Source organism: Mesorhizobium sp. M0058 (genome assembly GCF_040323095.1).
Taxonomy (GTDB): Bacteria; Pseudomonadota; Alphaproteobacteria; order Rhizobiales; family Rhizobiaceae; genus Mesorhizobium.
The window spans coordinates 23,981-48,295 of the sequence record NZ_JAMYUQ010000004.1 but is presented as its reverse complement, the minus strand read 5'-3'; the positions used below and the strand labels follow the sequence as shown (position 1 = coordinate 48,295).

The 24,315-nt window shown below is 62.3% G+C and carries 23 protein-coding genes and 1 pseudogene; 11 read left to right on the top strand and 13 right to left on the bottom strand.

The features are described 5' to 3' along the window. Positions 1–15: 15 nt before the first annotated feature. The 7 genes from NKJ75_RS07645 (at position 16) to NKJ75_RS07615 (ending at position 7,836) form a co-directional block, all read left to right on the top strand. Complete coding sequence (locus tag NKJ75_RS07645; RefSeq protein ID WP_023711879.1) at positions 16–1,074, top strand: Gfo/Idh/MocA family protein; 1,059 nt, start codon at positions 16–18, stop codon at positions 1,072–1,074. Positions 1,075–1,095: 21 nt separating this feature from the next. Next, on the top strand, positions 1,096–1,497 hold the full coding sequence (locus tag NKJ75_RS07640) for a GFA family protein (RefSeq protein ID WP_023689042.1): 402 nt from the start codon (positions 1,096–1,098) through the stop codon (positions 1,495–1,497). Between the two features lie 196 nt (positions 1,498–1,693). Then, positions 1,694–2,359 (top strand): hypothetical protein, encoded by a 666-nt coding sequence (locus tag NKJ75_RS07635; protein ID WP_023670314.1) that lies wholly within the window; start codon positions 1,694–1,696, stop codon positions 2,357–2,359. Between the two features lie 7 nt (positions 2,360–2,366). Continuing rightward, the gene (locus tag NKJ75_RS07630; protein WP_352499525.1) at positions 2,367–5,045 is read left to right on the top strand and encodes an OmpA family protein; all 2,679 of its coding nucleotides are present in this window, start codon (positions 2,367–2,369) and stop codon (positions 5,043–5,045) included. Between the two features lie 11 nt (positions 5,046–5,056). After that, a complete protein-coding gene (locus NKJ75_RS07625) occupies positions 5,057–5,551 on the top strand; it encodes a Rab family GTPase (RefSeq protein WP_023670316.1) in 495 nt (164 codons plus the stop codon). A 3-nt stretch (positions 5,552–5,554) separates the two neighbouring features. Further along, the gene (locus NKJ75_RS07620) at positions 5,555–6,625 is read left to right on the top strand and encodes an adenylate/guanylate cyclase domain-containing protein (protein WP_352499524.1); all 1,071 of its coding nucleotides are present in this window, start codon (positions 5,555–5,557) and stop codon (positions 6,623–6,625) included. 143 nt (positions 6,626–6,768) lie between these two features. Continuing rightward, positions 6,769–7,836 carry a cyclic nucleotide-gated potassium channel gene (locus NKJ75_RS07615; protein ID WP_352499523.1) on the top strand — a complete coding sequence of 356 codons (1,068 nt, stop codon included), beginning with the start codon at positions 6,769–6,771 and terminating at the stop codon, positions 7,834–7,836. A 208-nt stretch (positions 7,837–8,044) separates the two neighbouring features. Here NKJ75_RS07615 and NKJ75_RS07610 read toward each other — a convergent pair whose 3' ends face one another. From NKJ75_RS07610 to NKJ75_RS07570, 9 genes are all read right to left on the bottom strand, one after another. Next, positions 8,045–8,773 (bottom strand): amino acid ABC transporter ATP-binding protein, encoded by a 729-nt coding sequence (locus NKJ75_RS07610; protein WP_023670319.1) that lies wholly within the window; start codon positions 8,771–8,773, stop codon positions 8,045–8,047. A 71-nt stretch (positions 8,774–8,844) separates the two neighbouring features. Then, positions 8,845–9,519 (bottom strand): amino acid ABC transporter permease, encoded by a 675-nt coding sequence (locus tag NKJ75_RS07605; RefSeq protein WP_023684787.1) that lies wholly within the window; start codon positions 9,517–9,519, stop codon positions 8,845–8,847. Beyond that, positions 9,516–10,193, bottom strand: a complete 678-nt coding sequence (locus NKJ75_RS07600) for an amino acid ABC transporter permease (protein ID WP_023695534.1) — start codon at positions 10,191–10,193, stop codon at positions 9,516–9,518. The genes NKJ75_RS07605 and NKJ75_RS07600 overlap by 4 nt, the downstream gene beginning before the upstream one ends. 129 nt (positions 10,194–10,322) lie before the next feature. Continuing rightward, positions 10,323–11,111, bottom strand: coding sequence for an ABC transporter substrate-binding protein (locus NKJ75_RS07595; RefSeq protein WP_023670322.1), 789 nt, complete (start codon positions 11,109–11,111; stop codon positions 10,323–10,325). Between the two features lie 109 nt (positions 11,112–11,220). Next, positions 11,221–12,384, bottom strand: coding sequence for a saccharopine dehydrogenase family protein (locus NKJ75_RS07590; protein WP_023695533.1), 1,164 nt, complete (start codon positions 12,382–12,384; stop codon positions 11,221–11,223). Then, positions 12,381–12,890, bottom strand: a complete 510-nt coding sequence (locus NKJ75_RS07585; RefSeq protein WP_023670324.1) for an Lrp/AsnC family transcriptional regulator — start codon at positions 12,888–12,890, stop codon at positions 12,381–12,383. Before NKJ75_RS07585 ends, NKJ75_RS07590 begins: the two co-directional genes overlap by 4 nt. A gap of 325 nt (positions 12,891–13,215) precedes the next feature. Continuing rightward, entirely contained in the window at positions 13,216–14,259 is a 1,044-nt protein-coding gene (locus tag NKJ75_RS07580) for an acyltransferase family protein (RefSeq protein ID WP_081839738.1), read from the bottom strand. A gap of 172 nt (positions 14,260–14,431) precedes the next feature. Further along, positions 14,432–15,157 (bottom strand): 3-keto-5-aminohexanoate cleavage protein, encoded by a 726-nt coding sequence (locus NKJ75_RS07575; RefSeq protein WP_352499522.1) that lies wholly within the window; start codon positions 15,155–15,157, stop codon positions 14,432–14,434. Positions 15,158–15,508: 351 nt separating this feature from the next. Then, positions 15,509–15,982 (bottom strand): MarR family winged helix-turn-helix transcriptional regulator, encoded by a 474-nt coding sequence (locus tag NKJ75_RS07570; RefSeq protein WP_352499521.1) that lies wholly within the window; start codon positions 15,980–15,982, stop codon positions 15,509–15,511. 153 nt (positions 15,983–16,135) lie between these two features. Between NKJ75_RS07570 and NKJ75_RS07565 the strand changes: the two genes are divergently transcribed. Together NKJ75_RS07565 and NKJ75_RS07560 are read left to right on the top strand one after the other, a co-directional pair. After that, on the top strand, positions 16,136–16,951 hold the full coding sequence (locus NKJ75_RS07565; protein WP_352499520.1) for a p-hydroxycinnamoyl CoA hydratase/lyase: 816 nt from the start codon (positions 16,136–16,138) through the stop codon (positions 16,949–16,951). 33 nt (positions 16,952–16,984) lie between these two features. Further along, positions 16,985–18,475, top strand: a complete 1,491-nt coding sequence (locus tag NKJ75_RS07560; protein WP_352499519.1) for an AMP-binding protein — start codon at positions 16,985–16,987, stop codon at positions 18,473–18,475. 22 nt (positions 18,476–18,497) lie between these two features. Here NKJ75_RS07560 and NKJ75_RS07555 read toward each other — a convergent pair whose 3' ends face one another. Genes NKJ75_RS07555 through NKJ75_RS07545 form a run of 3 tightly spaced genes read right to left on the bottom strand, consistent with a single transcriptional unit; the run spans position 18,498 to position 22,587 of the window. Then, positions 18,498–19,805, bottom strand: a complete 1,308-nt coding sequence (locus NKJ75_RS07555; protein ID WP_352499518.1) for a c-type cytochrome — start codon at positions 19,803–19,805, stop codon at positions 18,498–18,500. Positions 19,806–19,818: 13 nt separating this feature from the next. Continuing rightward, positions 19,819–22,119, bottom strand: a complete 2,301-nt coding sequence (locus NKJ75_RS07550; RefSeq protein WP_352499517.1) for a xanthine dehydrogenase family protein molybdopterin-binding subunit — start codon at positions 22,117–22,119, stop codon at positions 19,819–19,821. Positions 22,120–22,134: 15 nt separating this feature from the next. Continuing rightward, positions 22,135–22,587, bottom strand: a complete 453-nt coding sequence (locus NKJ75_RS07545) for a (2Fe-2S)-binding protein (protein WP_352499516.1) — start codon at positions 22,585–22,587, stop codon at positions 22,135–22,137. Between the two features lie 174 nt (positions 22,588–22,761). On the opposite strand from NKJ75_RS07545, the gene NKJ75_RS07540 reads away from it, so the two are divergent. Next, positions 22,762–23,184, top strand: a complete 423-nt coding sequence (locus NKJ75_RS07540; RefSeq protein ID WP_352499515.1) for an OsmC family protein — start codon at positions 22,762–22,764, stop codon at positions 23,182–23,184. A 44-nt stretch (positions 23,185–23,228) separates the two neighbouring features. Next, a pseudogene (locus NKJ75_RS07535) lies at positions 23,229–23,764 on the top strand (carboxymuconolactone decarboxylase family protein). A 46-nt stretch (positions 23,765–23,810) separates the two neighbouring features. On the opposite strand, the gene NKJ75_RS07530 reads toward NKJ75_RS07535, so the two are convergent. Then, positions 23,811–24,269: a hypothetical protein gene (locus NKJ75_RS07530; protein WP_156940649.1), complete on the bottom strand. Its 459-nt coding sequence runs from the start codon at positions 24,267–24,269 to the stop codon at positions 23,811–23,813. Positions 24,270–24,315: the final 46 nt, after the last annotated feature.

Below are 24,315 nucleotides of genomic sequence, written 5' to 3'. Positions count from 1 at the left end.
CTCGGAGTGCAGAGAATGCGGCTTTTGATACTGGGTACCGGCTGGATGGCGCAGGAGCATGCCCGCCGCTTCGGCGGTATCGACGGCGTCGAGATCGTCGGTGCTGTCGACGTCGATGAACAGCGCGTTGGCGAATTTGCCGACGGGTTCAAGATACCGAAGCGATTCACATCGCTGGAAGACGCGCTGGCGTGGGGCGAGTTCGATGCGGTCGCCAACGTCACGCCCGACCGCATTCACCACCCGACCACCATGGCGCTGATCGCGGCCGGCAAGCCGGTGCTGTGCGAAAAGCCGCTGGCCGAAGACTTCGGCAAGGCAAGCGAGATGGCCAAAGCGGCTGAGGCCGCCGGCATCGTCAACATGGTCAATCTCACCTATCGCAATGTCGCTGCCTTGCAGAAGGCGCGGCAGATGGTGCTGGCCGGCGAGATCGGCACCGTCCGCCACGTCGAGTCCTCCTATCTGCAGAGCTGGCTGGTGTCGAAATTCTGGGGCGACTGGCGCACCGACCCGAAATGGCTGTGGCGGCTGTCGCGTGACCACGGCTCCAACGGCGTGCTCGGCGATGTCGGCATCCACATCCTCGATTTCGCCAGCTATGGCGCCGCACTCGACATCGACCACGTGTTTTGCCGGCTGCGCACCTTCGACAAGGCGCCAGGCAACCGCATCGGCGAATACGACCTCGACGCCAATGACAGCTTCGCCATGACGCTGGATTTCTCCAACAGCGCCTTTGGCGTCGTTCACGGCAGCCGCTGGGCGACCGGCCACATCAACGAATTGCGCCTGCGCATCTATGGCGACAAGGGCGGCATCGAAGTCGTGCACAATCTCGAGGGTTCGGAACTGAAGGCGTGTGTCGGCGAGGATATCGAGAACGGCAAATGGCAGGTGCTCGACGCCGGCACGGTGCCGACCAATTACCAGCGCTTCGTCGATGCGGTTCGCAGCGGCGTGCAGGCCGAGCCTTCATTCCACCATGCCGCCGAACTGCAGAAGGTGCTGGATCTGGCCATGGTTTCGGAACAGAAGCGGACGGAACTGAGGGCCAGCGCCGATACGCAGTGATGTGAAGGGGAGGAAGAAACTATGGTCTCGCGCCGCGCGCAATGTCTCTGCGGCCAGCTTTCAGCCGTCTGTTCGGGCGAGCCGGTGCGCATCTCGGTCTGCCACTGCCTCGACTGCAAGCGCCGCACCGGCAGCGCCTTCAGCTACAATGTCCGGTTTGCGCAAGCTGATGTATCGATCGAGGGGCGGGCGAAGCAGTTCACGCGCACCGGCGACGAGGGCGGCCGCGTCATCTACAATTTCTGTCCGGAGTGCGGCGCCGCCGTCCACTATCGCATCGACACGCAACCCGGCGTGATCGCCATTCCCGTCGGCGCCTTCGCCGACCCGTCGTTCCCGCCGCCATTTCAGTCTTTTTACCACGAAAGCCGGCGCTGTGAGTGGGTCGAGATCAATGCCGAGCCGCTGGCGACGTTCGACTGAAGGCCGCTTTTTGGATACCCGGAACCGTCCGCACGCTCCGCGCCTTCAAGAGGGCATCGCCCCTGATTGCCATTGCCGGGCCGTTAGGCATCGCGCTCGGCTGCCCCATGAATAGGCATAAGTCAAGACGAATCCGGCTTGCGGCCCGATTGCTGACATGCTTACCTGACGGCATGTGTTCAATGGGGGTATATGGATGGCTAAGGAATCTTCGAATTCCGCTTCTTCAGAAAAGAAGGCGGACGTAAATCTGATAGGTAACACAGAAGGAAACGGGCTGAACTTCATGGGAGTTCAGGCTCGCGAAAACGGAACCGCCGGCGACGCCGTCGGTGTCGACAAGATCCGTGACCTGCTGTTCGGCAACCAGATGCAGGACTATGACCGCCGTTTTTCCAAGCTTGAAGAACGGGTGTTGCAGCGCTTCAAGGATGTCGAGTCCGAGGCCAAGCGCAATCTCGAAATGTACGAGTCGAATGCAAAGAAGCAGATCGATTCGCTTGCAGGGCAATTACGGAGCGAAAAAGATTCACGAGCCGATGCCGACAAAGAGATCGACCGGAATCTTCGCGAGCAAAACCAGGCTCTTGAAAAGCAGGTGCGCACGTTGTCGGATCAGTTGAGCGCGCTCGAGCGCGACGTTTCGGACCGGATAAATCGAAACGATCATTTGCTGCGTGAGGAAATCAAGCAGAAGAATGAAGGCGTTCAGATGCTGATCGAGAAGATGTTTGCCGACCTCAGCAACGTCAAGACCGACCGAAATCTTTTGGCTGGCCTGTTTGTCGAGGTTGCAAAGTGTCTCAATCAGGATCCCGTCGGGAGCAAGAGCAACTCGGACCGTAGCTGGAAAGTGAGTTGATGGGACCTTGACGTCCACCGTCGACCCATTCAACCTTCCGCAAAGAACAGCCTCGAACGATACAGAGATTGATCGCGAGGCTCTGGCTCGTCTTTTGATCGAAATTGCCCGGAACGTTGATCCGGACTACCGTGCGCAGTTCGAGGCGGTTCCAACCGCCGATCCGCGCATGGAAACGCTGCGGCAGTTGCTGGTCAGCCGCGAAATCTCCGAGCTTTCACGCGTCACGCATCTGCTCGACGAACCCGAGCAGCTTGCGGCGGCCGTGGGCGACGTTCTTCCCAGTGCTGCCGGACGAGCGCCTTACGCGCAACTCGGCGAGGCGCTTGCGCCAGCTGTCGAACGGGCTGTGCAACGGTCGATCCAGAAGAGCCCGCGCACGCTGACGGACATATTGTACCCGGTGTTTCTGCCGGCAATTCGCAAGTCGATCGGCGAAAAGATCGACCAGACCTTTCAGTCGCTGAATGAAACTCTAAGGCACATATTCACCTGGCACGGGCTCAAGTGGAGACTTGAAGCCTGGAGAACAGGGGCAAGCTTCTCCGCAGTTGTTCTGAAGCATTCCCTTGTCTACCGTGTGGAACATGCCTTTCTCATTCATCGGAATTCCGGCCTTTTGATAGCGCATGTAACTGCCGACAATGCGACGAGCGAAGATCCTCAGCTCATTTCTTCGATGCTCAGTGCGATTCAGGATTTTGTAAAAGACTCATTTAACGAGAAAGAGCAGAGCGGCCTGGACACAATCCGTTTCGGCGAGCTTCGTCTCTGGTCGGAAGTTGGACCGTTTGCGACACTGGTTTCGGTGATCCGGGGAAATCCGCCGGAGGAATTGCATGAAATCGTTCGCGATGTGTTGCTTCGCATCCATGAGCAATCCTCAGAGGCTTTAGAGCAGTTCGACGGCGACGGTTCGCAGCTGGCCTCCGTAGAGGCGCAGTTGCAGACCTGCGTCGAGCTCAAGCAAGAGGAATCAAACGACGGATTTCCGTGGCTGGTGGCGGCCGTTGCCCTGTTGCTCTTGAGTCTGGCAGGCGTTTGGTACTTTCTTTCCTGGCAATCAGCGCAGCGCTGGCAGGCTTACGTGTCGCGCTGGCAGGCTTACGTGTCGCGAGTGGAGGCCCAGCCGGGCATCATCGTTGCCGAACAGCAGGTACGCGATGGCCAGTTCTATATTGCCGGCCTGAGGGACCCGCTTGCCGTCGACCCGCAGTCGCTGTTGTCAGGCACGGGAGTCGATCCGGCCGGGGTTCATTCGCAATGGCAATTTTATCAGAGCCTTGAGCCGGAGTTCGTGCTGAAGCGGCTGACGGCGTCGCTGGCTCCGCCGGATTCAGTGCGACTTTCGATTGTCGATGGCCGCATCGTCGCCGAGGGTGAGGCTCCCGACACCTGGATCAGCCGGGCGCGCGCGGCGGCCCAGCAGCTTTCGGCAGGCGGGCCGGTCTTCGATATCTCGGGGGTTCGTGACGTAAGTCCCCAAGTGCGCGAGGCGGAGCGCTGGCACGCCTATGTGTCGCGACTGGAGACCCAGCCGGGCATCATCGTTGCAGACCAAAAGATAAGCGACGGCCAATTCTATATTGCCGGCCTGCGAGACCCGCTTGGCGCCGATCCGCAGTCGCTGTTGTCGGGAACAGAGGTCGATCCCGCCCGGGTTCATGCGCAGTGGCAGTTCTATCAGAGCCTTGAGCCGGAGTTCGTGCTGAAGCGGCTGACGGCGTCACTGTATCCGCCGGAAACAGTACGACTTTCGATCGTCGATGATCGCATCGTTGCCGAGGGTGAGGCTCCCGACACCTGGATCGATCGCGCTCGCGCGGCGGCCCGGCAGCTTTCGGCAGGCGGACCCGAATTCGACATCTCCAAGGTTCGTGACGTGAGCCCCGAAGCACGCGCGGCGGAGCACTGGCAGTATTATGTGTCGCGACTTGAGGCCCAACCGGGAATCATCGTCGCCCAACAAACGGCGAGGGGCGGACATTTCTATATTTCCGGCTTGAGAGACCCGCTTGCCGCCGACCCGCAAGCCCTGCTGTCCGGAACGGACGTTGATCCTGCCCGCGTTCATGCACAGTGGCAATTCTATCAGAGCCTTGATCCGAAGTTTGTGGTGAAGCGGCTGACGGCGGCGCTGTCCCCGCCGAAAACCGTTCAGCTCTCGATCATCCAGGGTCGCATTGTGGCCGTGGGTGAGGCTCCTGCCGGCTGGATCAACCGCGCGCGGGCCGCCGCTGAACAACTTTCGGCGGACGGAGTGGTTCTGGATGTCTCGCAGCTGCGTGAGCTGAACCTCGCAGAACTTAATCATTTGAGGCAGGCGATCCAGACGACCGATATTTTCTTCTCTTCCGGCAAGGTTGTGCCGGGACCGGAGCAGACGCCGGTTCTCGACAGGTTGGCGGATCAAATAAAGGAATTCGCCCAGAGTGCCCGCAATTCCGGCGTAACGGCGCGGTTTATGTTGACCGGGCATTCGGACACCACGGGCCGTGAGACGGCCAACGCGTCGATCAGCGCCGCCCGCGCCGAGACAGTTCGTGCGCTTCTCAACAAGCGCGGCGTTGCTCCCGAACTGCTGCTGGTTCGGGGCGCGGGCACTTTTGAGCCGGCTGTACCTGAAAACAGTCTAACCGGTAGCTCCACCAATCGCCGGGTTTCGATTACGGTAAACCTGGACTAGCGGAGCCCAACATGTTGCAAAAAAAGATCTGCATGCTGGGCGGCTTCGCTGTCGGAAAGACGAGTCTGGTCCGCAGGTTTGTGCAGAGCATCTTCTCAGAAACCTATTTGACCACCGTTGGAGTGAAAATCGACAAGAAGAGCGTCGCGCTCCCGGACAAAACCGTGGATCTGATTTTGTGGGATTTGGCCGGCGAAGACGATATCGGCTCATTCCGCGTCAGCTATGTTCGCGGTGCAACCGGGCTCGTGCTTGTCGTCGATGGAACCCGCGCGGCTACTCTTGCCGTGGCACTCACGCTGCGCGAACGGGTCGAGGCCGAATTCGGCGCCATGCCGTTCGTATTGCTGTTCAACAAGTCCGATCTGGCCGATCGGTGGGCGATATCGGATGGTGAGATCAACGAGTTGAGGCAACGTGGATGGCAAATCTATCTAACAAGTGCGCTTTCGGGCGAGCAGGTCGATGACGCCTTTCGTCAACTTGCCTTGATGGTCACCAAATAGACCATGCATGAATTGCCAAAAGAAGTCAGAAATTGGTTTTTCAATTTCTTCTTCGACGGGCACGCTGTCGCTTATCTGAAAATCGACGCCCAGCTTTGCATAGCTGCCAAGGGCGGCAATTTTGAACATTACGGGCTGTCATCGCTTCGCATCGGCAAGCCCGTTGCCGAGCAGCTTGAATTCATGGAAGGTTTGCTGCCTTGCCCGGAGCTTCCGTTTCGCATGGACATGGTCGAACTGCCCGGCGGGCGTGTCGCCGACCTTCATTTTTTTGCTGACAATGCGTGCGTGTGGCTGCTTTTTCTGGACGCCACTGCCGAACGAGACAACAGGCAGCGGCTTCAACAGAAGGCCTATGAAATGACGCTCCTGCAAGAGAGGGAGCGTCAACTCAACGAAAAATTGCAATCGACGAACGAGGCACTGAGGAAGAGCCAGGAGGGATTGGCGCGTGAATACCAGCGCGCCGAAACCCTGCTCCTCAACATTCTTCCGGCGTCGATCGCGGAGCGGTTGAAAGCGCAAAAGAAAATTGCCGACAACCACGCGGAGGTGAGTGTGCTTTTTGCCGACATCGTCGGTTTTACCGAAAGAGCGCGAAGCGTCGGAGCCGTGACGACGCTCGCTATCTTGAATTACTTCTTCAGGGCGGCGGATCGGCTTTCGGAACGATACGGCTGCGAAAAAATCAAGACAATAGGCGATTGTGTGATGGTGGTCTCTGGACTGCCCACGGCGCGATCCGATCATGCAAAAGCCCTCGCGCGCTATGCAGTTGAACTGCGCAAGGCGGTAAGGCGGGAACGCTTCGCAGGAGAGCCGATAAGGCTGAGAATTGGAATTCACTCAGGACCGATCGTCGCCGGCGTCATAGGCAAGAGGCGGTTCGCCTACGACCTGTGGGGTGAGACCGTTAATCTCGCCTCACGTATTCAAACGTCCGCGGAGCCCGATGAAATCCGTATTTCCGATGCAACTTGCCAACTGCTTGGACCGAAATTTGCTTGCGACCCACTCGAGGAAACGGAATTGCGCGGTGCGGGTCGCGTGCGAATGTGGCGGCTCCCGAACTGATCCGCGCCTGCGGTGCGACCGTGGAGCGCCGATAGCGGCGCCCGAAAGCCATTGGCGTGACCTGATCTTGCGATCGCAAAGCACCCTTTGCGCTTGCCCGGAAGGCCTCTATTCTGGAGCACAGTGGCCGCTGGTGGGATAGAATGTCGGTACTGCCTTTTCTGAGAATCTACGCACCGCTAAATGCGGTGCTCGCTGCGCCTGGGCTTCTGGCGGTGGCTGCGCTCACGATGCCGAACATGTCCGGACGAAGCAGACTGGCTCTGGCTGCCGTGCTCGCTGTCATTTGGGCCGCCTATCTTCTGCAGATGGCCGAGACCCTGCTCAAGCGCTGGGCGGGAGACCTCAGGGACAGGACGCCGGCAATCGCGATCGATGTGCTCGCGGTTTTCGTTCCAGTCGCCGCATTTCTGCTCGACGGCACGCCCGACCGGAGCCTCTACTGTGCTGTCTGGCTGCTGAAGCCGCTGCGCGACTCGACCTTCTTCCCGCTGCTTGGCAGGGTTCTGGCCAACGAAGCGCGCAACCTGGTCGGCGTCACCACGGTCTTCGGCCTGGTTCTGTTCGGTGTCGCACTCGCGGCCTATGTCATCGAGCGCGACGTCCAACCGGAAAAGTTCGGCAGCATCCCCGAGACAATGTGGTGGGCGGTGGTCACGCTGTCCACTACCGGCTATGGCGACGACATTCCGCAAAGCTTCGCCGGCCGCGTCCTTGCCGGGGCTGTCATGATGTGTGGCATCGGCATCTTCGGGCTCTGGGCCGGCATTCTTGCCTCCGGCTTTTATCAAGAAGTCCGTCGCGAGGATTTCGTCCGCAATTGGCAATTGATTGCCGGCGTTCCGTTGTTTCAGAAGCTTGGCCCGGCCACGCTGGTCGAGATCGTGCGCGCGTTAAGACCCCGCACGGTGCCGGCGGGCGCCGTGATCTGCCGCAGCGGCGAGACCGGCGATCGGATGTTCTTCGTCGTGGAGGGCCGCGTCAGCGTCGCGACGCCGAACCCGGTGGAGCTTGGCCCTGGCGCCTTCTTCGGCGAGATGGCGCTGATCAGCGGCGAACCGCGTATGGCGACCGTCACTGCCGCAACTTCTGTCTCACTCCTGTCGCTGCACGCGGCGGATTTCCAGATGCTGTGCAGCAGCAGCCCGGAAATCGCGGAAATCATCCGCAGGACCGCGCTCGAGCGGCGCGGCGCGGCGCCGGTGGCTTGACCGTACAGCCGATGGTGGCCCGGCTGGAACTGGATGGTACGGCTCTATCGACCACGCGCGGAGGTTATGGACGGCACGTGGAAGTTCCCAGAGGCGTAGCCGGAGACCTAAACGTAGCCGATCCACTCTACCGGCGGCTCGTTGTTTGGCGCCGTGCGTCGACAGTTCCTGCCCCGCGGCCTTTCGGACGACCGGCTTTGGCTAAACTCTAATGCCTTAGAATCTTGCTTAGAAAAGCCCGGCTGCGGTCGGTCTTCGGGTCGGAGAAAAACGCCTCCGGCGTGCCGCTTTCGACGATGGCGCCGGCGTCCATGAACACCACGCGCTGCGCCACCTTGCGGGCAAAGCCCATTTCGTGCGTCACCACCATCATGGTCATGCCTTCCTCGGCCACCGCGACCATGACGTCGAGCACTTCGGAGATCATCTCGGGATCGAGCGCGGAGGTCGGCTCGTCGAACAGCATGATCTTGGGCCGCATGCCGAGGCAGCGCGCGATGGCCACACGCTGCTGCTGGCCGCCGGACAACTGTGACGGGTATGCATTGACCTTGTCAGCGAGGCCGACCTTGGCCAGCAAGTCGCGCCCGGCCTGCTCGGCCTCGGCGCGGGGGATCTTGCGCACATGGATCGGCGCCAGCGTGACGTTTTCCAGCGCCGTCTTGTGCGGGTAGAGGTTGAACGACTGGAAGACGAAGCCGATCTCGGTGCGCAACTGCGTCATGTTGGTGGCGGGGTCGCCGAGGCGCTGGCCGTCGACGACGAGGTCGCCATCCTTGATCGCTTCCAGGCCGTTGATGCAGCGGATCAGCGTCGACTTGCCCGAACCACTTGGGCCGCAGACGACGACCACTTCGCGCGGCTCGACGCTGAGCGTGATGTCCTTCAGCACATTGAGCGAGCCGAACCATTTGTTGACGCCGCGAAAGTCGATCATGCCCGTTTTGGTCAGGTTTGGTTTGGTCGGGCTCGGATTGGTCATGGCGGTCAGCCCTTTGGGGTTCGATGTCACAGCTGCACCTCGCCATGCGCCGCGCCCATGCGTCGCTCCAACCGGCGGGCGAGCATGATCAGCGGATAGCAGACGACGAAATAGCCGACGCCGACCAGGAAGAAGACCAGCAGGCCGTTGGGCACACGCTGCACCACAAGCCAGCCGACGCGGGTGAGGTCGGTCAGCCCGATCGCCGAGACGACGGAGGAATCCTTGATCAAGAGTACATATTGCCCGACCAGCGGCGGCAGCACGATGCGCATCGCCTGCGGCAGCACCACCTGGCGCATGCGTTGCCAGCGCGACAGGCCAGACGCCAGAGCTGCCTCAACCTGGCCGGTCGGCACCGAGCGGATGCCGGCGGCGACGATCTCGCAGATGAAGCACGCGGCGAGGTTGGTGAGCGCGATGATGCCGGCGGTGAAGGCATCGAGCTCGATGCCGAATTCCGGCAGGATGAAGAAGATCAGGAAGATCTGCACCAGGAACGGCGTGCCGCGGATCAGGTCGACCCAGGCCCCGATCACGCTCGAGATCAGCCGGTTGCCGCCGGTGCGCAATATGCCGAGGCCGAAGCCAAGCAGCGTGCCCAGCACCAGGCTGATCGCCGACAGCATCACGGTCATGCCAAGGCCGCGCAAGGCGAGGGGGTAGCTGCCGGCCAGGCTTTGCAGCTGTTGCCAGATCATGTGCTGCTCCTTGCCGGCTGCAGACCGAGCCACCGACTGGACAGCCCCGCCAGTCCTTTGAGGCAGTAATAGAGCAGCAGATAGAAAGCGGCGATGGTGAGAAAGCCTTCCGCCGGCATGAAGCGGTCGGACGCCAGCAACTGGCCGGCGCGCGTCAGTTCGGAAACCGAGATCAGCGACAAAAGCGCGGAATCCTTGACCAGCACGATCGCCTGGCCGAGCAGCGGCGGGATCGTCACCTTGAAGGCTTGCGGCAGGATGACCAGGCGCATGCGCTGGACATAGGTCATTCCCGAGGCAACCCCGGCCTCGACCTGGCCGCGCGGGATCGACAGGATGCCGGCGCGGATGATTTCCGCGACATAGGCGCCGCTGTTCAGCGACAAAGCGATGATGCCGACGACGAGCTCGGGCAGGACGAAGCCGAGACGCGGCAGGCCGAAATAGAGGAAGTAGAGCTGCGCCAGCAACGGCGTGGCGCGCACGGCATCGATATAGCCCTTGGCCAGCACGCGAAACAGCTGGCCGCGCTGCAGGTTCATGGCGGCGAGCACGATGCCGACGGCCAGCGCGCCCGCAAAAGACAGCGCCGACAGCCACACGGTCGTGATCAGACCCTGCCCGAACAGCGGCAGATATTCGACGATGGTGCGGAAGCTGAAATTTTCGAGCATGGCGGTGAATTGTGAATGGTGAATGGGCAGTAGTGAGTAGTGAGTGGTGAGCAGTGAAGGGCGTCCGGAATGGCCATTCACCATTCACCATTCACTACTTCCTACTCACTACTCCCTGCTTACCTCTGCTTAGTGATCCTTCTTCCAGGCGTCGGAATTGACCCAGTAGTCGAGGTTCTTCTGCAAGCGGCCGTCGATGCTGACCTGATTGAGGAACAGGTTCATCCAGATCAACAGGTCCGGCTCGTCGTAGCGGGTGGCGAAGGCAAGCGGCTCCTTCGACAACAGGTCCGGCATGATGGTGAAGGTGCCGGCGGGATAGGCTGTCGACTGACCCTTGACCGCCGAGACGTCGTTGACGCCGCAATCGGCTTGGCCGTTGTTGACCGCGTCGAGCAGCAGCGGGCCGCCGCCCTTGTAGCTCTTGATGTCGGCATCCGGGAAGGCGTTCTTGGCTTCCTTTTCGCCGGTGGCGCCCAACAGCACGGCGATCTTGGTGCCCTTGGCCTTGCAGTCCTCGGTTGTCTTGAACTTGCTGTCGGCCTTGGTGAAGACGGTGCTGCCCGTATACATGTAAGGTGTGGTGAAGGCGACCTTCATGCCGCGCGCCAGCGTCGGCGTCATGTCGGCGACGAGCAGGTCGGCCTTGCCCGAAAGCAGCGCCGGGATCAGCCCGTCCCAGTCATAGTCGAGGAAGGTGATCTTGACGCCCATTTCCTTGGCCATCAACTCGGCGAGTTCGACCGAACTGCCGGTGCGCTCGCCGGCCGCGCCGACCAGCGAGAAGGGAGGTCCTTGCGTCTGTACCGCGACGCGCAGTTCGCCGCGCTTGGTGATCTCGTCGAGCGTTCCGGCACTGGCCGCCGTGGCGAGCCCCGCAAGCGCAAGTCCGGCGATAAAAAGTCTGGCAATCTTCATTTTGGCATTCCTCCTGTTATCGTTGTTGTTCCACTTTGTTATTCCACCCTTTTGGGTGTTTTTTGAGCGGCGGCACCGTTTGCCGGCGGCAGCCACCGTTCGAAAATCGTCAGTCCCAGGCCACCGTTTCGGTCACCTTGATGCCACGCCTCGCCAGCTCGTCAAAGAAGGGTTCGTCCGGCACATGCAGCAGCGGGTTGAGCAGGCCAGGTGTGGCGATCTCGCGCCGCGCCAGCATCTGCGCCACGATGCTGGCGGGATAGCCGACGCCGAGGCTCATGCCGAACAGGCCGGATGCCAGGTCGCGTTCGATGATCAGGTCCGATGTCACCGTTTTGGCGCGACCGCCCTCGAGACCGGAAAAGACATTGCGCATCACGCAAAGGTCCTTCTCGTCAGCGCCATACTGCAATTGCGGGCCGAGCAGCCGGCCGAGAAATTCGCGGGGGCTGGCGCCGGTGCCGGGCACCTTGTCTTCGGAGAGGAAGCCGAGTTCCTTCAGCGGCGCCCAGAACGCCGACCATCCCGGCCAGCGCAGTGTATAGCGGCCCGAGCGTTGCAATCCCTTGGCGGCCGCCAGCATCTCGACATAGTGCAGCGCGTCGCCATTGGGGAAAGCTTCCAGCCGGCCGAGGCCCGCGACCTCGATCTCGTGGATGAAGGCATTGTCGTGCTGCCGCCCGGCCGGCACTTCGACGCGCTTGCCATGCTCGATCATCACGCTGTCGCGGTTCTGGCTGACCAGAACCATGTCGAAATTCCAGCTCACCTTGTAGCAGAGCGGCTTCGCCATCGCCTTCGGTTCGGGGATGCCGCCGCAATAGGAATCGATCGAGGAGATCCTAGAGAACTGCTTTGCGGCGCGCGCGTAGAGCACGAGGTCGATGCCGGGATCGAGCCCGCATTCGGTCATGATCGAAACGCCGGCCTGTTCAGCCTCCGCCGCCAGATCGGCAATCGCGTTGCCGTAATTGGTGGTGACCAGCGGCGTGCGCGTTGCGATCGCGGCCTGCACCGCCTCGCGCATCAATGGCTGTGGCAACAGATCGATGGCGGCGTCGACATCCGCCAGCACGGTGGCAAGTGCCGGGCCGATGGGGCCCTCGGGCACGACGAAACGCACGCGGGAAAGGTCGGTCAGCCCGGCAAGCCGGGCAGGGCCGTCGGCCGACGTATCGACGCAGACGACTTCCTCGACACCGGCGCTGGCGACGAGATCGGCGATGGCCGCCCGTCCCTGCAGGCCGAGGCCGCCGAGAACAGCTATTCTCATGCCGGCTCCTTGCGCGACGGTGTTTCTTCCGACCAGCAGCCTTCGGGAAGGCTGACCCATTTGTTGCATGAAGCCATGACGACGAAGGTTTCGCTGCGCACGACTTCCCCGGGAATGCCGGCGCCCGGAATCAGCTCGCTGGTGATGCGGTAGAGGTCGGCGACATCGCCGGCGACGGTCACGTCGACGATGATGTCGAAGCGCCCGGTAACCACCGAGGCCGAGTTGACGAAAGGCAGTTCGGCAATGCGCTGCGCCAGTTCCCGGGCGCGGCCACGTCCCTGAGCGTTGATGCCGACAATGGCCGAGATCAGCTCGGGGCGTTCGGTCAGATTGAGCAGCCCGACGATCTTCAAGAGGTTGCGGTCGAGCAGATTGCGCAACCTTGAGCGCACCGTCGGCACCGAGATCGCCATCGTCTCGGCGAGCCGGTTGATGCCGGGCTGGGCATCCTGCGACAACAGCTTTACCAGCCGTCGATCGGTTTGATCGAGATGCTCACGCAAAGGCAAGGCTTTCATAAAGGGAAAGAAACGATCGGATTTTCTTTCGGATATGAAAAATACCTTATGGGGAATTTTTAACAGCAGCAAGAGCTATGTCATCCCTCTGTGCCAGTTCCCGTGTGCGTTCAGGCAAGACAGGATGCATGTCGTCCCAAAACCGCTGTGCATTTTGGGGCGACAGGCAGTCGAGGATGTGCGCGACAGCACTAGGCGACGGAGTTCGAAGACGATCTTGCCGCCGCCGTGGTCGCTTGAACGCGACGCGAGGTCGTAGTGAGCAACGCACCCGCATAGCAGGCCGACCGAGTTGCGGCGTAGCCGCAACTCACGCCTTCACCTGATAAGCGGAGAGGCTCATTCGCGACATGGCCAAAAGCGGCCTTTCGATAAAACTATAACTCGCCAGGGACACGGCGATGCAGGCGGTGACAATAGCTATGCCTGCAAGCCATGGTGACACATTGGCGGTTGCAACGACAGGAGCGATCGCGAGCAGCACGATAGGATGGGTCAGATAGAGAGAGTAGGAAGCATCTCCCAGCCTTGCCAGCACGCGAGGAGCAAAAAGTCGGAAGTAGCTCTCCAGGCTGATGCAACCCGCGACAAGGATCAGCGCCGGGATACCTTGAGCAAGGGTTCGCGGCAAGTTGAAGCCAAGTACCATCACCAGTGTGGACACAATAGCGAACCCGACAGCCGAGGCACCCAGGAAAGCGGGCAAACGCACCAGTCTGCCGACCAGATGGCCGACAGCCATGCCGGCAAGGAACTCAAACAGGATTGGCGTGGTATAGAAAAACAGCACAGTGTCGGCGGCGGGTTTGAAGATAATGCGTGCGGCTACGGCGATTGCAAAGACAACGCCAATCGTGGCCATTTGCGTCAGCGCACCAAAACCCATAGTCGCCGCGAACAGAATGTAAAACAGGATTTCCAGATTGAGCGTCCAACCCACGCCAAGCACTGGCTGGACATAGCCTGTGGCCGTATCGAGATAGGGCACGAAAAGCAGGCTATTGGTAATCTGCTCAAAGGACACTCCACGACCGGCAAACAGCCAAAGTGCGGCGACCATGAGGAAGGTCATGACCCAATAGAACGGAACGACGCGCGTGAACCGCTGCATCAAAAAAGCACGGTGGTCGCGATGTCTGTTCTCCGTCGAGAGAACCATGACAAAACCGCTGATGACGAAAAACAGGTCGACGCCGCTGTTTAGAATGGGAATAGGCAAATCGAGCACGCCTAGTGCGGCCGGAAGATGATAGATAACAACCATTAGGGCTGCTAGCCCCCGCAGGGTCTGTATCGATGTATATTGTTGAATCCGACGCGGCGCAGCGTGATCATTATCCGGAATGACGTTCATTAAAAAATGTCCCCGATGCCGGAGAATATTAACACAGATGAGATCGTTGATGCGACGATTAACTGCCGGTTTAATTAATACATAAAATTTGAATAGCTTCCACCGACTTTCGCGGCCCGGGCCTTGCGATCGCCATCGTCTCGGCGATGCCTTGGCGCGCTGCTTGTATGCGCTATCGCCCGGCCTGGAAGATCGCCACCGCTGCCGCCGTCAGCGCGGCATTGCCGGCCGCAACCGTGCCATCCGGCAGATGCTTCCCATCCTCCAGCCCGACGCGCGTCGACCAGTTGCGATCCGCCGCACGGCGCACGAACGGCCACACCGTCGCGTTCTCGCCATGCAGCAGGATGGCACGGCGAATGCCGGCGCGCTCCAGGACCTGTTCGATGCCGTCGGCGACCGCAAAAGCCTCGTCTAGCGTCTGCTCGGAAATCTCGATCAGGACGCGCAGCACGCGCCCGCCATGGTCGAGGCTGACGAGGCGCTCGGCGTCGGCGACCGACGCCAGACCCGCCTCGATGCCGATGCCGCGCTGGCGCAGGCTCTCCATGACGATCGGTGCCGCCGCCTCGCTGAGATTGACCGAGGCATAGTCCGGCAATTCGCGCCAGCCGGCGATGGCGACCAGCGTGCTTGTATCGTCATTCTCGATCCAGGCGCCGGTGGAGACGCCGATCAGCGTACCAGGGCAGGCACGGCGCAGCCCTGCGATCGTCAGGTCCATCGCTGCCGGCGCAAGGCTCTCGCGGCGGTCCGCTCCGCGGGCATGGACATGCAGCTCAGCTGCGCCGGTGGCGACAGAGGCCGCGCCGTCGCGCGCCATGGCCTCGGCGTCGAGCGGCAGCGTGGGGTGAAAATCGGCGGCGCGCGCGCCGTTGATGCAGGTCTGGACGATCATGGCTCTCGCGATCCTGTTGCCGATGGCGAGCCTAGCAAAGGGCAGGGTGGAGAGGAAACGGGCGCGGTGAAGACTGCTGACAGTGTGTTGCGCCAAACCTGGGCAATGCCGAGTTCCTTCGCACCCCCCTCTGGCCTGCCGGCCATCTCCCCCTCAAGGGGAGAGATCAGCTGCGTCTACGGCGTCGCAACGTTGGAGACTGGCGAAGGCAGAGGTGAGGTCCAATCTCCCCCCTTGAGGGGGAGATGCCCGGTAGGGCAGAGGGGGGTGTCTCGCGGAAACCTCAGGTGGTGTTCGGCGTCGCCGCGCCCATCATCGCTACGATCAGCACCGAAGCACCCCGGCTCCCTTTCAATCGCTGTCCTCGCTCCAGATCAGCCGTAACAGCCGCAGCAGTGTTGCCCGATCTTTTTTCGTCAGCCGTTGCAGGAACCGGTCCTGGTGGTTGCGCACTTTGAGCCGCCATGCCGGCATGGCGGCTTTGGCTGCCTTGGTCAGAGCGAGCACCTGCACGCGCCTGTCCTGCGCATGGTCGTCGCGCTCGACCAGCCCGCGCTCCTCGAGTTCGGCCAGCAGCGGCGCCATGTTGGCGCTTTTCATGCCCAGCCGGCGGCAAAGCTCGGCGGCGCTGATGCCGGGCCGTTCGTCGATCAGCGCCAGCATCCCGTAGGTGACCGGGCGCAGTGAGGCATCGGCCATCTCGGCGGTGAAATCATTGAGCGCCAGTGTCGAAGCCCGCCGCAGATTGTAGCCGATCTGTGCGTCGAGCCTGTCTTCAGGCGCCACCCTAGCCACCTTGCCGCTGCGGTCCGATGTCTCGTCCATGCTGCAACCGATCGCTGCGACCAAGGTTCTTGTCAAGCAAAAAAGACTATGCAACATAGCAATTCTAAAAGCTATGTCACATAGCGATTGATCAGGGGAAGAGCACAACTCTTCTCCCCGCCACACAGGAACGCAAGCCGGAGGAGAGTTGCCATGACCGAAGAGACCGTTGCCTTCGACATCGAGGACGGCATCGCCTGGGTGCGCTTCAACCGGCCTGAAAAACGAAATTGCATGAACCCGGCGCTCAACCGGCGCATGATGGAGGTGCTCGACCAGCTGGAATACTGCGATGATGTCGGCGTGCTGGTGCTGTCGGGCGAGGGCAGTGCGTGGTCGGCGGGCATGGACCTCAAGGAGTATTTTCGCGAGACCGAGGCCAAGGGGCTGGGCGCCGTCCGCAAGGCGCAAGGCGAGGCCTATGGCTGGTGGCGGCGGCTGCGCTGGTATCGCAAGCCGACCATTGCCATGGTCAATGGCTGGTGCTTTGGCGGCGGCTACGGCCCGCTGTTTGCCTGCGACCTCGCTTTCGCCGCCGACGAGGCGCAATTCGCTCTGTCGGAGATCAACTGGGGTATCCTGCCCGGCGGCGGCGCCACCAAGGTGGTGGTCGATCTCCTGTCGATGCGCGACGCCATGTACCACGCGCTGACCGGTGAGTTGATCGACGGCAGGAAGGCGGCGGCCTGGAAGCTGGTCAATGAAAGCCTGCCGCTGGCGGAGCTGAAGCCACGAGTCACCGAGGTGGCGAACATCCTGCTCAAGAAAAACCCGGTCGCGCTGAAGGCGACCAAGGATGCTATCCGCCGCGTCGGCGAGATGACCTATGACAATGCCGAGGACTATCTGGTGCGCGCGCAGGAAGCGGCCAATTCCTACGACAATGACGGCCGCAAGGAAGGCATCCGCCAGTTCATCGACGAAAAGAGCTACAAGCCCGGGCTCGGCGCCTATGACAAGGCGAGGTGATCAGCCAATATCCAATCGGGGAGGAGAAGCGAGATGCCGGCCTGGACGACGCCCGATCCCGTGGCCTTGCATGCCGCGACGCAGCCCGAGCGCCTCGCTTGCGTCGACCTGGCTTCCGGGCGGCGTTGGACGTATCGCGGGCTCGACGAGGCTATCCAGCGCGCCGTCGGCGTGCTCGGGAGCGGCTACGGCATCGAACCTGGGCAGCGCATCGCCACCGTCGTCCGCAACAGCGCCGACCTGCTGATCCTGCAGCAGGCGGCCATGCGGATCGGCGCCATCTTCGTGCCGGTCAACTGGCGCCTCGCTGGGGCAGAGCAACAAGCAATCCTTGCCGATTGCGATCCAGCACTGCTGCTGCACGATGCCGCGTTTGAATTGGCGCGGCCCGAGGGCTGCGTGTCGGCCGAGGTCGCTGACTTTGCGGCGGCGGTGGACGTACAGGCGCCGGCGCCGCGCCGGCCTTTGCCGCCGGCCGACCAGCCGTCGATCATCCTCTACACCTCCGGCACATCGGGCCGGCCCAAGGGTGTCATCCTGACCGAGGCCAATGCGTTCGCCACCGCGGTCAATTTCGGCGTGCTCGGCCGCGTCGGCAATTCCAGCATCTTCCTCTGCGACGCGCCGATGTTCCATGTCATCGGCCTTATCACCAGCCTGCGTCCGCCCTTGCTGCAGGGCGGCACGGTGCTGATCTCGTCCGGCTTCGAGGCCGGTCTCACCAACCGCCGTCTGGCAGACCCGGACCTCGGCGTCACCCATTATTTCTGCGTCCCGCAAATGGCACGGATGCTGCGCGACGGCACCGCGTTCGCGCCGGCGAACTGGACCACGCTGACGGCCATCTTTACCGGTGGCGCGCCCAATCCCGCCGCCGACATCCTTTGGTGGCTGGAGCAGGGCGTGCGCATGGTCGACGGCTTCGGCCTGACCGAAGCCGGCACCGTGCTCGGCATGCCGGTCGAGGCACACCAGATCGCCCGCAAGGCCGGCTCCGCCGGCCTGCCGGCGCCGTCTTTGTCGCTGCGCATCGTGGACGAAGATGGCCACGACGCCGCAGCCGGCGAGCCGGGTGAGATATGGCTGTCAGGCCCCAATGTCACGCCGGGCTACTGGAACCGGCCCGATGAGACGGCGCAGGCCTTTACACCGGATGGCTGGTTCCGCACCGGCGACATTGCGCGCCGCGACGAAGATGGTTTCGTCACCCTCGTCGACCGCCGCAAGGACATGTTCATTTCGGGCGGGGAGAACGTCTATCCAGCCGAGGTCGAGATGGCGCTGCTCGATCATCCCGACATTTCGGACGTCGCCGTCATCGGCATCGCCGACGGGCGCTGGGGCGAGGTCGGCCGCGCCTTCGTCGTGCTGAAGGCTGGCTGCGTCCTCGATCCGACGGCGCTCGCGGCGCACTGTGCGGCTCGCATCGCCCGCTACAAGGTGCCGAAGGAATTCCTGCTCACCGACGCGTTGCCCCGCACCGCCTCCGGCAAGATTCAGAAACACATCTTGCGCGGGCGGTGAGATCGGGCTTCACCGCCGTTCTTCACTGCGCCCGCGCCTTGGCGACGTCGGCCGGCGTGATGGCGGATTGCTTGCCGCCGAAATGCGCCAGCACATAGTTGCCGAGCGCCGCGATCTCGACATTCGAATAGGCATTGGCGAAAGCCGGCATCGCCTGCTTGCCGAGCGGCGTCGTCATATGCGCGCCCTTCAGGATGACCTGGATGAGGTTCGTGCCATCGGGGTCATTGACCGTGCGGCTGCCGCGCAGCGCCGCATAAGGTGTCTGCAGCCCTTCGCCGTTCCATCCGTGACAGCTGGCACAGGCGCCCTGGAACAGCTTCAGGCCGAGCCCGCCTTGCGCCACTGAATCGGCAGACGAAGCGTAGGCGATGGACGTCGTCAGTGTTGCCGGCGGCTCCGCTTCGACGATCGCCTTGTCGCTGCTGACTTGCGGCGGCACGGTTTTTACGTAAGTGACGATCGCCTTGATGTCTTCCGGCGTCAAATGGCGCAGGCTGTAGTCGACGGCTTCGCCCATGCTGCCGGTGGCCGCACCACGCCCTTCCGCATGACCCTTGGACAGATAGTTGGACAACTGCTCATCGCTCCAGCTGCCGATGCCGGTCGTCTTGTCCGAACTGATGTTGTAGGCCTCCCAGCCCTGCAGTTCGGCGCCGGCGAATTTCTTGCTGTTGTCGAGCCCATAGAGCAGGTTGCGGGGCGTGTGGCATTCGCCGCAATGCGCCATCGCTTCGGTGAGATAGGCGCCGCGGTTCCATTCCGCGCTCTGCTTTTCGTCCTGCTGCAATGGACCGTCGGGAACGAACAACAGGTTCCAGAACCGCAGGACATAACGCTGGTTGAACGGAAAACTCAGATCGTTCTTGGGCGCCTCGGCGTGCACCGGCGGCAGGCTGAACAGATAGGCCTTGATCGCCAGCGCATCTTCGGTGGTCATCCTGGCGTAGGCCGCATAGGAAAAGGCCGGATAGAGATTGCGGCCTTGCTTGTCGATGCCTTGATGCAGCGCGCGCACGAACTCCGCGTCGCTCCAGTCGCCGATGCCGGTTTCCTTGTCGGCGGTGATGTTGGGGGAATAGACGGTGCCGAATGGCAGCTTGAAGGCAAGGCCGCCGGCATAGGGCGTGCCGCCTCCGGTTGTGTGGCAGGCGACGCAATCGGCCGCGCGCGTCAGATATTCACCGCGGTCGATCAGCGCCTGGCCGGCCGGCAGCTTTGCCTCCGCCGCGGAGACGTCCGGCAGCGGCGCCGGCTTGAACAGGAAGATCGCAACGCCGACAGCGATGACGACCACGACAGCGAGGAGGATGCGGACCAATCTTTTCATGGCTCGGCCTTCACTACACTTCGACTTCGGTTTCGATGCCGGGCTCGGAGCGCTCCTCGCTGTTCGCCAGCACCGCCAGCAAGGGCGCTGCCAACGGCGGCACCATCGACACGCTGGTCTTGTCGGCGCCGTCGCTCTTCAGCTGGTTGCGGTCCATGGGCAGGCTGCGCAGGCGTTTTCCCGTCGCGGCAAAGATCGCGTTGGCAAGGGCGGGACCGGCCGAAACCGTTGCCGTCTCGCCGATGCCGCCGGGCGATTCCAGGCTCTTGACGTGATAGACCTCGATCTTCGGCGCCTCATTGTTGCGGAGGATGCGGTAGTCGTGAAAATTACTCTGGTCGACGCGGCCATTGCTGAAAGTGATGCCGCTGTAGAGCGCCGCCGACAGGCCGAAGATCAACCCGCCTTCGATCTGGGCTTCGACCGTGTTTGGGTTGATGGCGATGCCGCAATCGACGGCCACCACCGCGCGCTGCAGCGTAATCTCGCCGGCCGCTGACACCGAGATTTCCAGCACCGCGGCCATGAAGCTGCCGAAGGCATCGTGCAGGGAAATGCCGCGGCCGCTGCCGGCCGGAAGCGGCGAGCCCCAGCCCGACTTTTCGGCCGCCAGCTCGAGCACGCCTGCGGCCCGCGGCTGGTTCTTCGTCAGCGCCCGGCGATACTCTACCGGATCCCTGCCCACCGCATTGGCGAGTTCGTCCATGAAACTTTCGACCACGAAGACATTGTGCGTCGGTCCGACGCCGCGCCACCAGGTGATCGGCACCGGCGGGTCCTCGCGCACCCAGTCGACCTGGATGACCGGCAGATCATAGGGCGGTTTGGCGGCGCCCTCGACGGCATCGTCGTCAAGCTTGTCCTGAGGCCAGCCGCCGGGGATGTAATTACCCAACACCGAACCGCCGGCGACATGGTCGATCCACACGGTTGGCAAGCCGTCGGCGCCGAGACCGGCTGATATCCGGTCGTAGTAGGTCGGCCGGTAGAGATCGTGCTGGATGTCTTCTTCACGCGTCCAGATAACTTTGACCGGGTAGCTCACCTGTTTGGCGATCGCCACCGCCTGGCCGACATATTCGGCGACCAGCCGGCGGCCGAAACCGCCGCCGATCAGGTGATTGTGCACGATGATCTTGTCGAGCGGAAAGCCCGTGACCTGTGCCGCCCAGCCTTGCGCCTGGGTGGGCACCTGGGTGCCGAGCCAGATCTCGCATTCATCGGCGCGCACATGCACTACGCAGTTGACCGGCTCCATCGGCGCATGGGCGAGGAACGGCAGCTCATAGCTCGCCTCGACCGTCTTGACGGCGGCTTTCAGCGCGCCGGCGACGTCGCCTTCCTGGCGCGCCATGATCGGTGTCTTGTTTTTGGACGCAGCCTTCAATGTGTTCATCATATCGTCGCTTGAAAGCCTGGCGTTGGCGCCTTCGTCCCAGGTGATGGTGAGGGCCTCGAGGCCTTTCTTGGCCGCCCAGAAATGATCGCCGATCACGGCGACCGCATTGTCCAGCCTGACGATATCGCGCACGCCTGGAACGGCGCGTGCCGCCGTCTCGTCCACATCGCCGAGCTTGCCGCCGATCACCGGACAGGCGGCGACCGTCGCCACCTTCATGCCGGGCACGCGCACATCGATGCCGTAGACCACCGCGCCATTGACCTTGCCCGCCGTGTCGACCCGGCGCAGCGACTTGCCGATTAGCTGGAAATCCTTGGGGTCCTTGAGCTTGACGTCGCTCGGCACCGGTTGCTTGCCGGCCGCGTCGGCGAGCGCGCCATAGGCCAGCTGCCGGCCTGTCGGCAGATGCGTGACCACGCCAAGCTTGGCGCTGCATTCCGAAATCGGAACCGCCCATTGCGCGGCTGCTGCCGCAACCAGCATCGTGCGGGCAACGGCGCCTGCCTTGCGCAGCGATTCCCAGGTTGCCCGCATCGAGGTCGAGCCGCCCGTTGCCTGGCCGCCAAGCGCAGCGGTGGCGTACAGCTTGTCGTTGGGCGGCGCGTCGACGACCTTCACCTGGCCCAGGCCGACTTCCAGTTCCTCGGCAATCAACGTCGCTTCGCCGGTGTGCGTGCCTTGGCCCATTTCGATGTTGGGCAGGATGAAAGTGATCTTGCCGTCGCTGTCGACGCGGATAAAAGCATCGGGTGAAAAGGCGGCGGTGACGTCGCCCTCGACGGGTTCGGCGGCGGCAAAACCGGGCCTGGTGCCGGCGCCCAGCATGGTGAAGCCGAGCAGAAGGCCGCTGCCCTGCAGGAAGGCACGGCGCGAGGTGAGTTTTTGGGTGGGGGAGGAGGACGGCTTGCTCATGGCTGGCTGTCTCCCTCAGGCCTTCGCGGCCTGTTTTATGGCCGCTCTTATTCGCGTGTAGGTGCCGCACCTGCAGATATTGCCGGACATGGCGGCATCGATATCGCTGTCGCTCGGGTCGGGGTTGCGCTCCAGCAGCGCCGAGGCCGACATGATCTGGCCGGACTGGCAATAGCCGCACTGGATCACTTCAAGGTCGAGCCATGCCTGTTGCACTTTTTTGCCCGCCGACGTCGCACCGATCGCCTCGACGGTGGTGACATGGCGCGACCCAACCGACGCGACCGGCAACACGCAGGATCGCACCGGTTGCCCGTCAAGCTGCACCGTGCAGGCGCCGCACTGGGCGATGCCGCAACCGAACTTCGTGCCGGTCAGGCCGATGACATCGCGCAGCACCCACAGCAATGGCATATCGTCCGGCACGTCGACACTGCGATCCTCGCCGTTTACATTGAGCGCAATCATGGGCCTCTCCTCGGTTATCCGCATCCCCGTGGACAATGCAGTAGGCACCTGTTTGCCGGTCGTGTCTAATCACATGCATGTTGTTCGGCACCGCAACGCGTGTGCAAATCGCACTCGTGTGCGCGCCACAGTGCCCCTGATCTTTGCCGGGCTGCCGGCTGAAAGGTTTTTGCGATGGGTGAGTTGAAGGTCAGGACCCGCGTCACCGGCGCGACGGCGACGCTGCAGCCCGGCGGCTTGCCTTCCATCACCACTCCGACCGGCGGTGCAGTCGATGTCGTCACCGGCGTCAGCGCGCCGGGCTTCAATCCGCTCGACCTGCTCTACGCCTCGCTCGCCGCCTGCATGGTGCTGAGCGCGCGCATCGCCGCCTCCCGCCTCGGCGTCGCCGCCGCGCTTGGCGAAGTACGCGCCGAGGTCAGCGGCGAGAAGGCGAAGGACGAACCGTCGCGCGTCGAAAGGGTCAACATCAGGCTCGACATCTCAGGCGATCTCGACGCTGCGACCAAGCAGCGGATCGTCGAGGACGCCGAAGCGATCTGCACGGTGTCCAACACGCTGCGCGCCGCGCCGCAATTGCATACGACGCTTGGGTGAGGGTGTCGCAGAATGCCTCGCTACCACCAACCAAGGACCGTCCCATGGCCATGATCCCGCCGATCGACTACGCCTCGGCATCGCAAGACATCCGCGCCGAGCACGACAGGGAACTTGGCCTGCGCGGGCGCATGACCAACATGAAGCGCATCCTGCTGCATTCACCGGCAGCCCACCGCATCTATGCCGAATGGTTCACCCTGCGCGATCTGCTCAAGCCCGCACTCGACGACCGCGCTGTCTGGCTGTTGTCGCTGGCGATCTCCGAGAGATGCCGCAGATACCGCTTACCTTCTTCCGCCGCGCGCTGATCGATGGTGGCCTTGATCCCGAGGCAATCCAGCCAACCTCCGACGAGGCGTTGCTGATCGAATTTGGCAAGGCAGTCGCCGCCGATGCCAATGTCATTCCGAACGACATCTGGGCAGCGCTGAAGGCTCGCTATGACGACACGCTGCTGGTCAACCTCGTCGCCTTCGCCGGCATCATGGTGGCGACCTGCCTGTTCACAAACGCGGTGAGGGTCGATCTGGACCCTGAGTTGGAGGCGTATCGCCGCAAGGGTGCCGATCCGATCTGATGCGATCGATACGCAGTCGATCTGCAGTGGATATCGCCCGGAAGGATCAGCCGTAGTAGCCGGCTCCAAACAGCAAAAGTGTTTCCACCTGGGAGTCCGCTTCTTTTCCTATGGCTGTCCAGATGCTGATGCCGAGAGCATTCGAAATCGCGCTATCGATCTCGACCTTCACATGGGGGTCGGTTTGTCTCAAGAACCTCAGCGCAACCTCCATGGAAATCGGAAACAGCGACGCGCCACCCAGTTCCAAGATCGCAGGCGAGGTGAATTCTAGCGCTTCGAGTGCGCCATCGGCCTTGTAATAGGCGAATACTCCAAGGTCCGGCCAATAGTCGGCCGGAACGCTGGTTGGGCTCCGCCGGAAGACCTTGAGCTCTCCTGAAAAGAAGGATCTGACAGTCGCCTTAGACGATCCGAGAGGAAGCCCTTTGACGCCATTTAGCGGTTCGATCGAAAGATGCATGTACACAGTTAATCGCTGCCGGCAGCAGATGACAATGTTCATCGCAGGAATCGGGTGGCCCAGGCGCCTCGTTCGCCCCACTTTGACC

Bases quoted from the DNA above. Each gene is read 5' to 3' on its own strand.
- NKJ75_RS07645 (WP_023711879.1), top strand. From the start codon at position 16: ATGCGGCTTTTGATACTGGGTACCGGCTGGATGGCGCAGGAGCATGCC.
- NKJ75_RS07640 (WP_023689042.1), top strand. From the start codon at position 1,096: ATGGTCTCGCGCCGCGCGCAATGTCTCTGCGGCCAGCTTTCAGCCGTC.
- NKJ75_RS07635 (WP_023670314.1), top strand. From the start codon at position 1,694: ATGGCTAAGGAATCTTCGAATTCCGCTTCTTCAGAAAAGAAGGCGGAC.
- NKJ75_RS07625 (WP_023670316.1), top strand. From the start codon at position 5,057: ATGTTGCAAAAAAAGATCTGCATGCTGGGCGGCTTCGCTGTCGGAAAG.
- NKJ75_RS07620 (WP_352499524.1), top strand. From the start codon at position 5,555: ATGCATGAATTGCCAAAAGAAGTCAGAAATTGGTTTTTCAATTTCTTC.
- NKJ75_RS07615 (WP_352499523.1), top strand. From the start codon at position 6,769: ATGTCGGTACTGCCTTTTCTGAGAATCTACGCACCGCTAAATGCGGTG.
- NKJ75_RS07610 (WP_023670319.1), bottom strand. From the start codon at position 8,773: ATGATCGACTTTCGCGGCGTCAACAAATGGTTCGGCTCGCTCAATGTG.
- NKJ75_RS07605 (WP_023684787.1), bottom strand. From the start codon at position 9,519: ATGATCTGGCAACAGCTGCAAAGCCTGGCCGGCAGCTACCCCCTCGCC.
- NKJ75_RS07600 (WP_023695534.1), bottom strand. From the start codon at position 10,193: ATGCTCGAAAATTTCAGCTTCCGCACCATCGTCGAATATCTGCCGCTG.
- NKJ75_RS07595 (WP_023670322.1), bottom strand. From the start codon at position 11,111: ATGAAGATTGCCAGACTTTTTATCGCCGGACTTGCGCTTGCGGGGCTC.
- NKJ75_RS07590 (WP_023695533.1), bottom strand. From the start codon at position 12,384: ATGAGAATAGCTGTTCTCGGCGGCCTCGGCCTGCAGGGACGGGCGGCC.
- NKJ75_RS07580 (WP_081839738.1), bottom strand. From the start codon at position 14,259: ATGAACGTCATTCCGGATAATGATCACGCTGCGCCGCGTCGGATTCAA.
- NKJ75_RS07575 (WP_352499522.1), bottom strand. From the start codon at position 15,157: ATGATCGTCCAGACCTGCATCAACGGCGCGCGCGCCGCCGATTTTCAC.
- NKJ75_RS07570 (WP_352499521.1), bottom strand. From the start codon at position 15,982: ATGGACGAGACATCGGACCGCAGCGGCAAGGTGGCTAGGGTGGCGCCT.
- NKJ75_RS07565 (WP_352499520.1), top strand. From the start codon at position 16,136: ATGACCGAAGAGACCGTTGCCTTCGACATCGAGGACGGCATCGCCTGG.
- NKJ75_RS07560 (WP_352499519.1), top strand. From the start codon at position 16,985: ATGCCGGCCTGGACGACGCCCGATCCCGTGGCCTTGCATGCCGCGACG.
- NKJ75_RS07555 (WP_352499518.1), bottom strand. From the start codon at position 19,805: ATGAAAAGATTGGTCCGCATCCTCCTCGCTGTCGTGGTCGTCATCGCT.
- NKJ75_RS07550 (WP_352499517.1), bottom strand. From the start codon at position 22,119: ATGAGCAAGCCGTCCTCCTCCCCCACCCAAAAACTCACCTCGCGCCGT.
- NKJ75_RS07545 (WP_352499516.1), bottom strand. From the start codon at position 22,587: ATGATTGCGCTCAATGTAAACGGCGAGGATCGCAGTGTCGACGTGCCG.
- NKJ75_RS07540 (WP_352499515.1), top strand. From the start codon at position 22,762: ATGGGTGAGTTGAAGGTCAGGACCCGCGTCACCGGCGCGACGGCGACG.
- NKJ75_RS07530 (WP_156940649.1), bottom strand. From the start codon at position 24,269: ATGAACATTGTCATCTGCTGCCGGCAGCGATTAACTGTGTACATGCAT.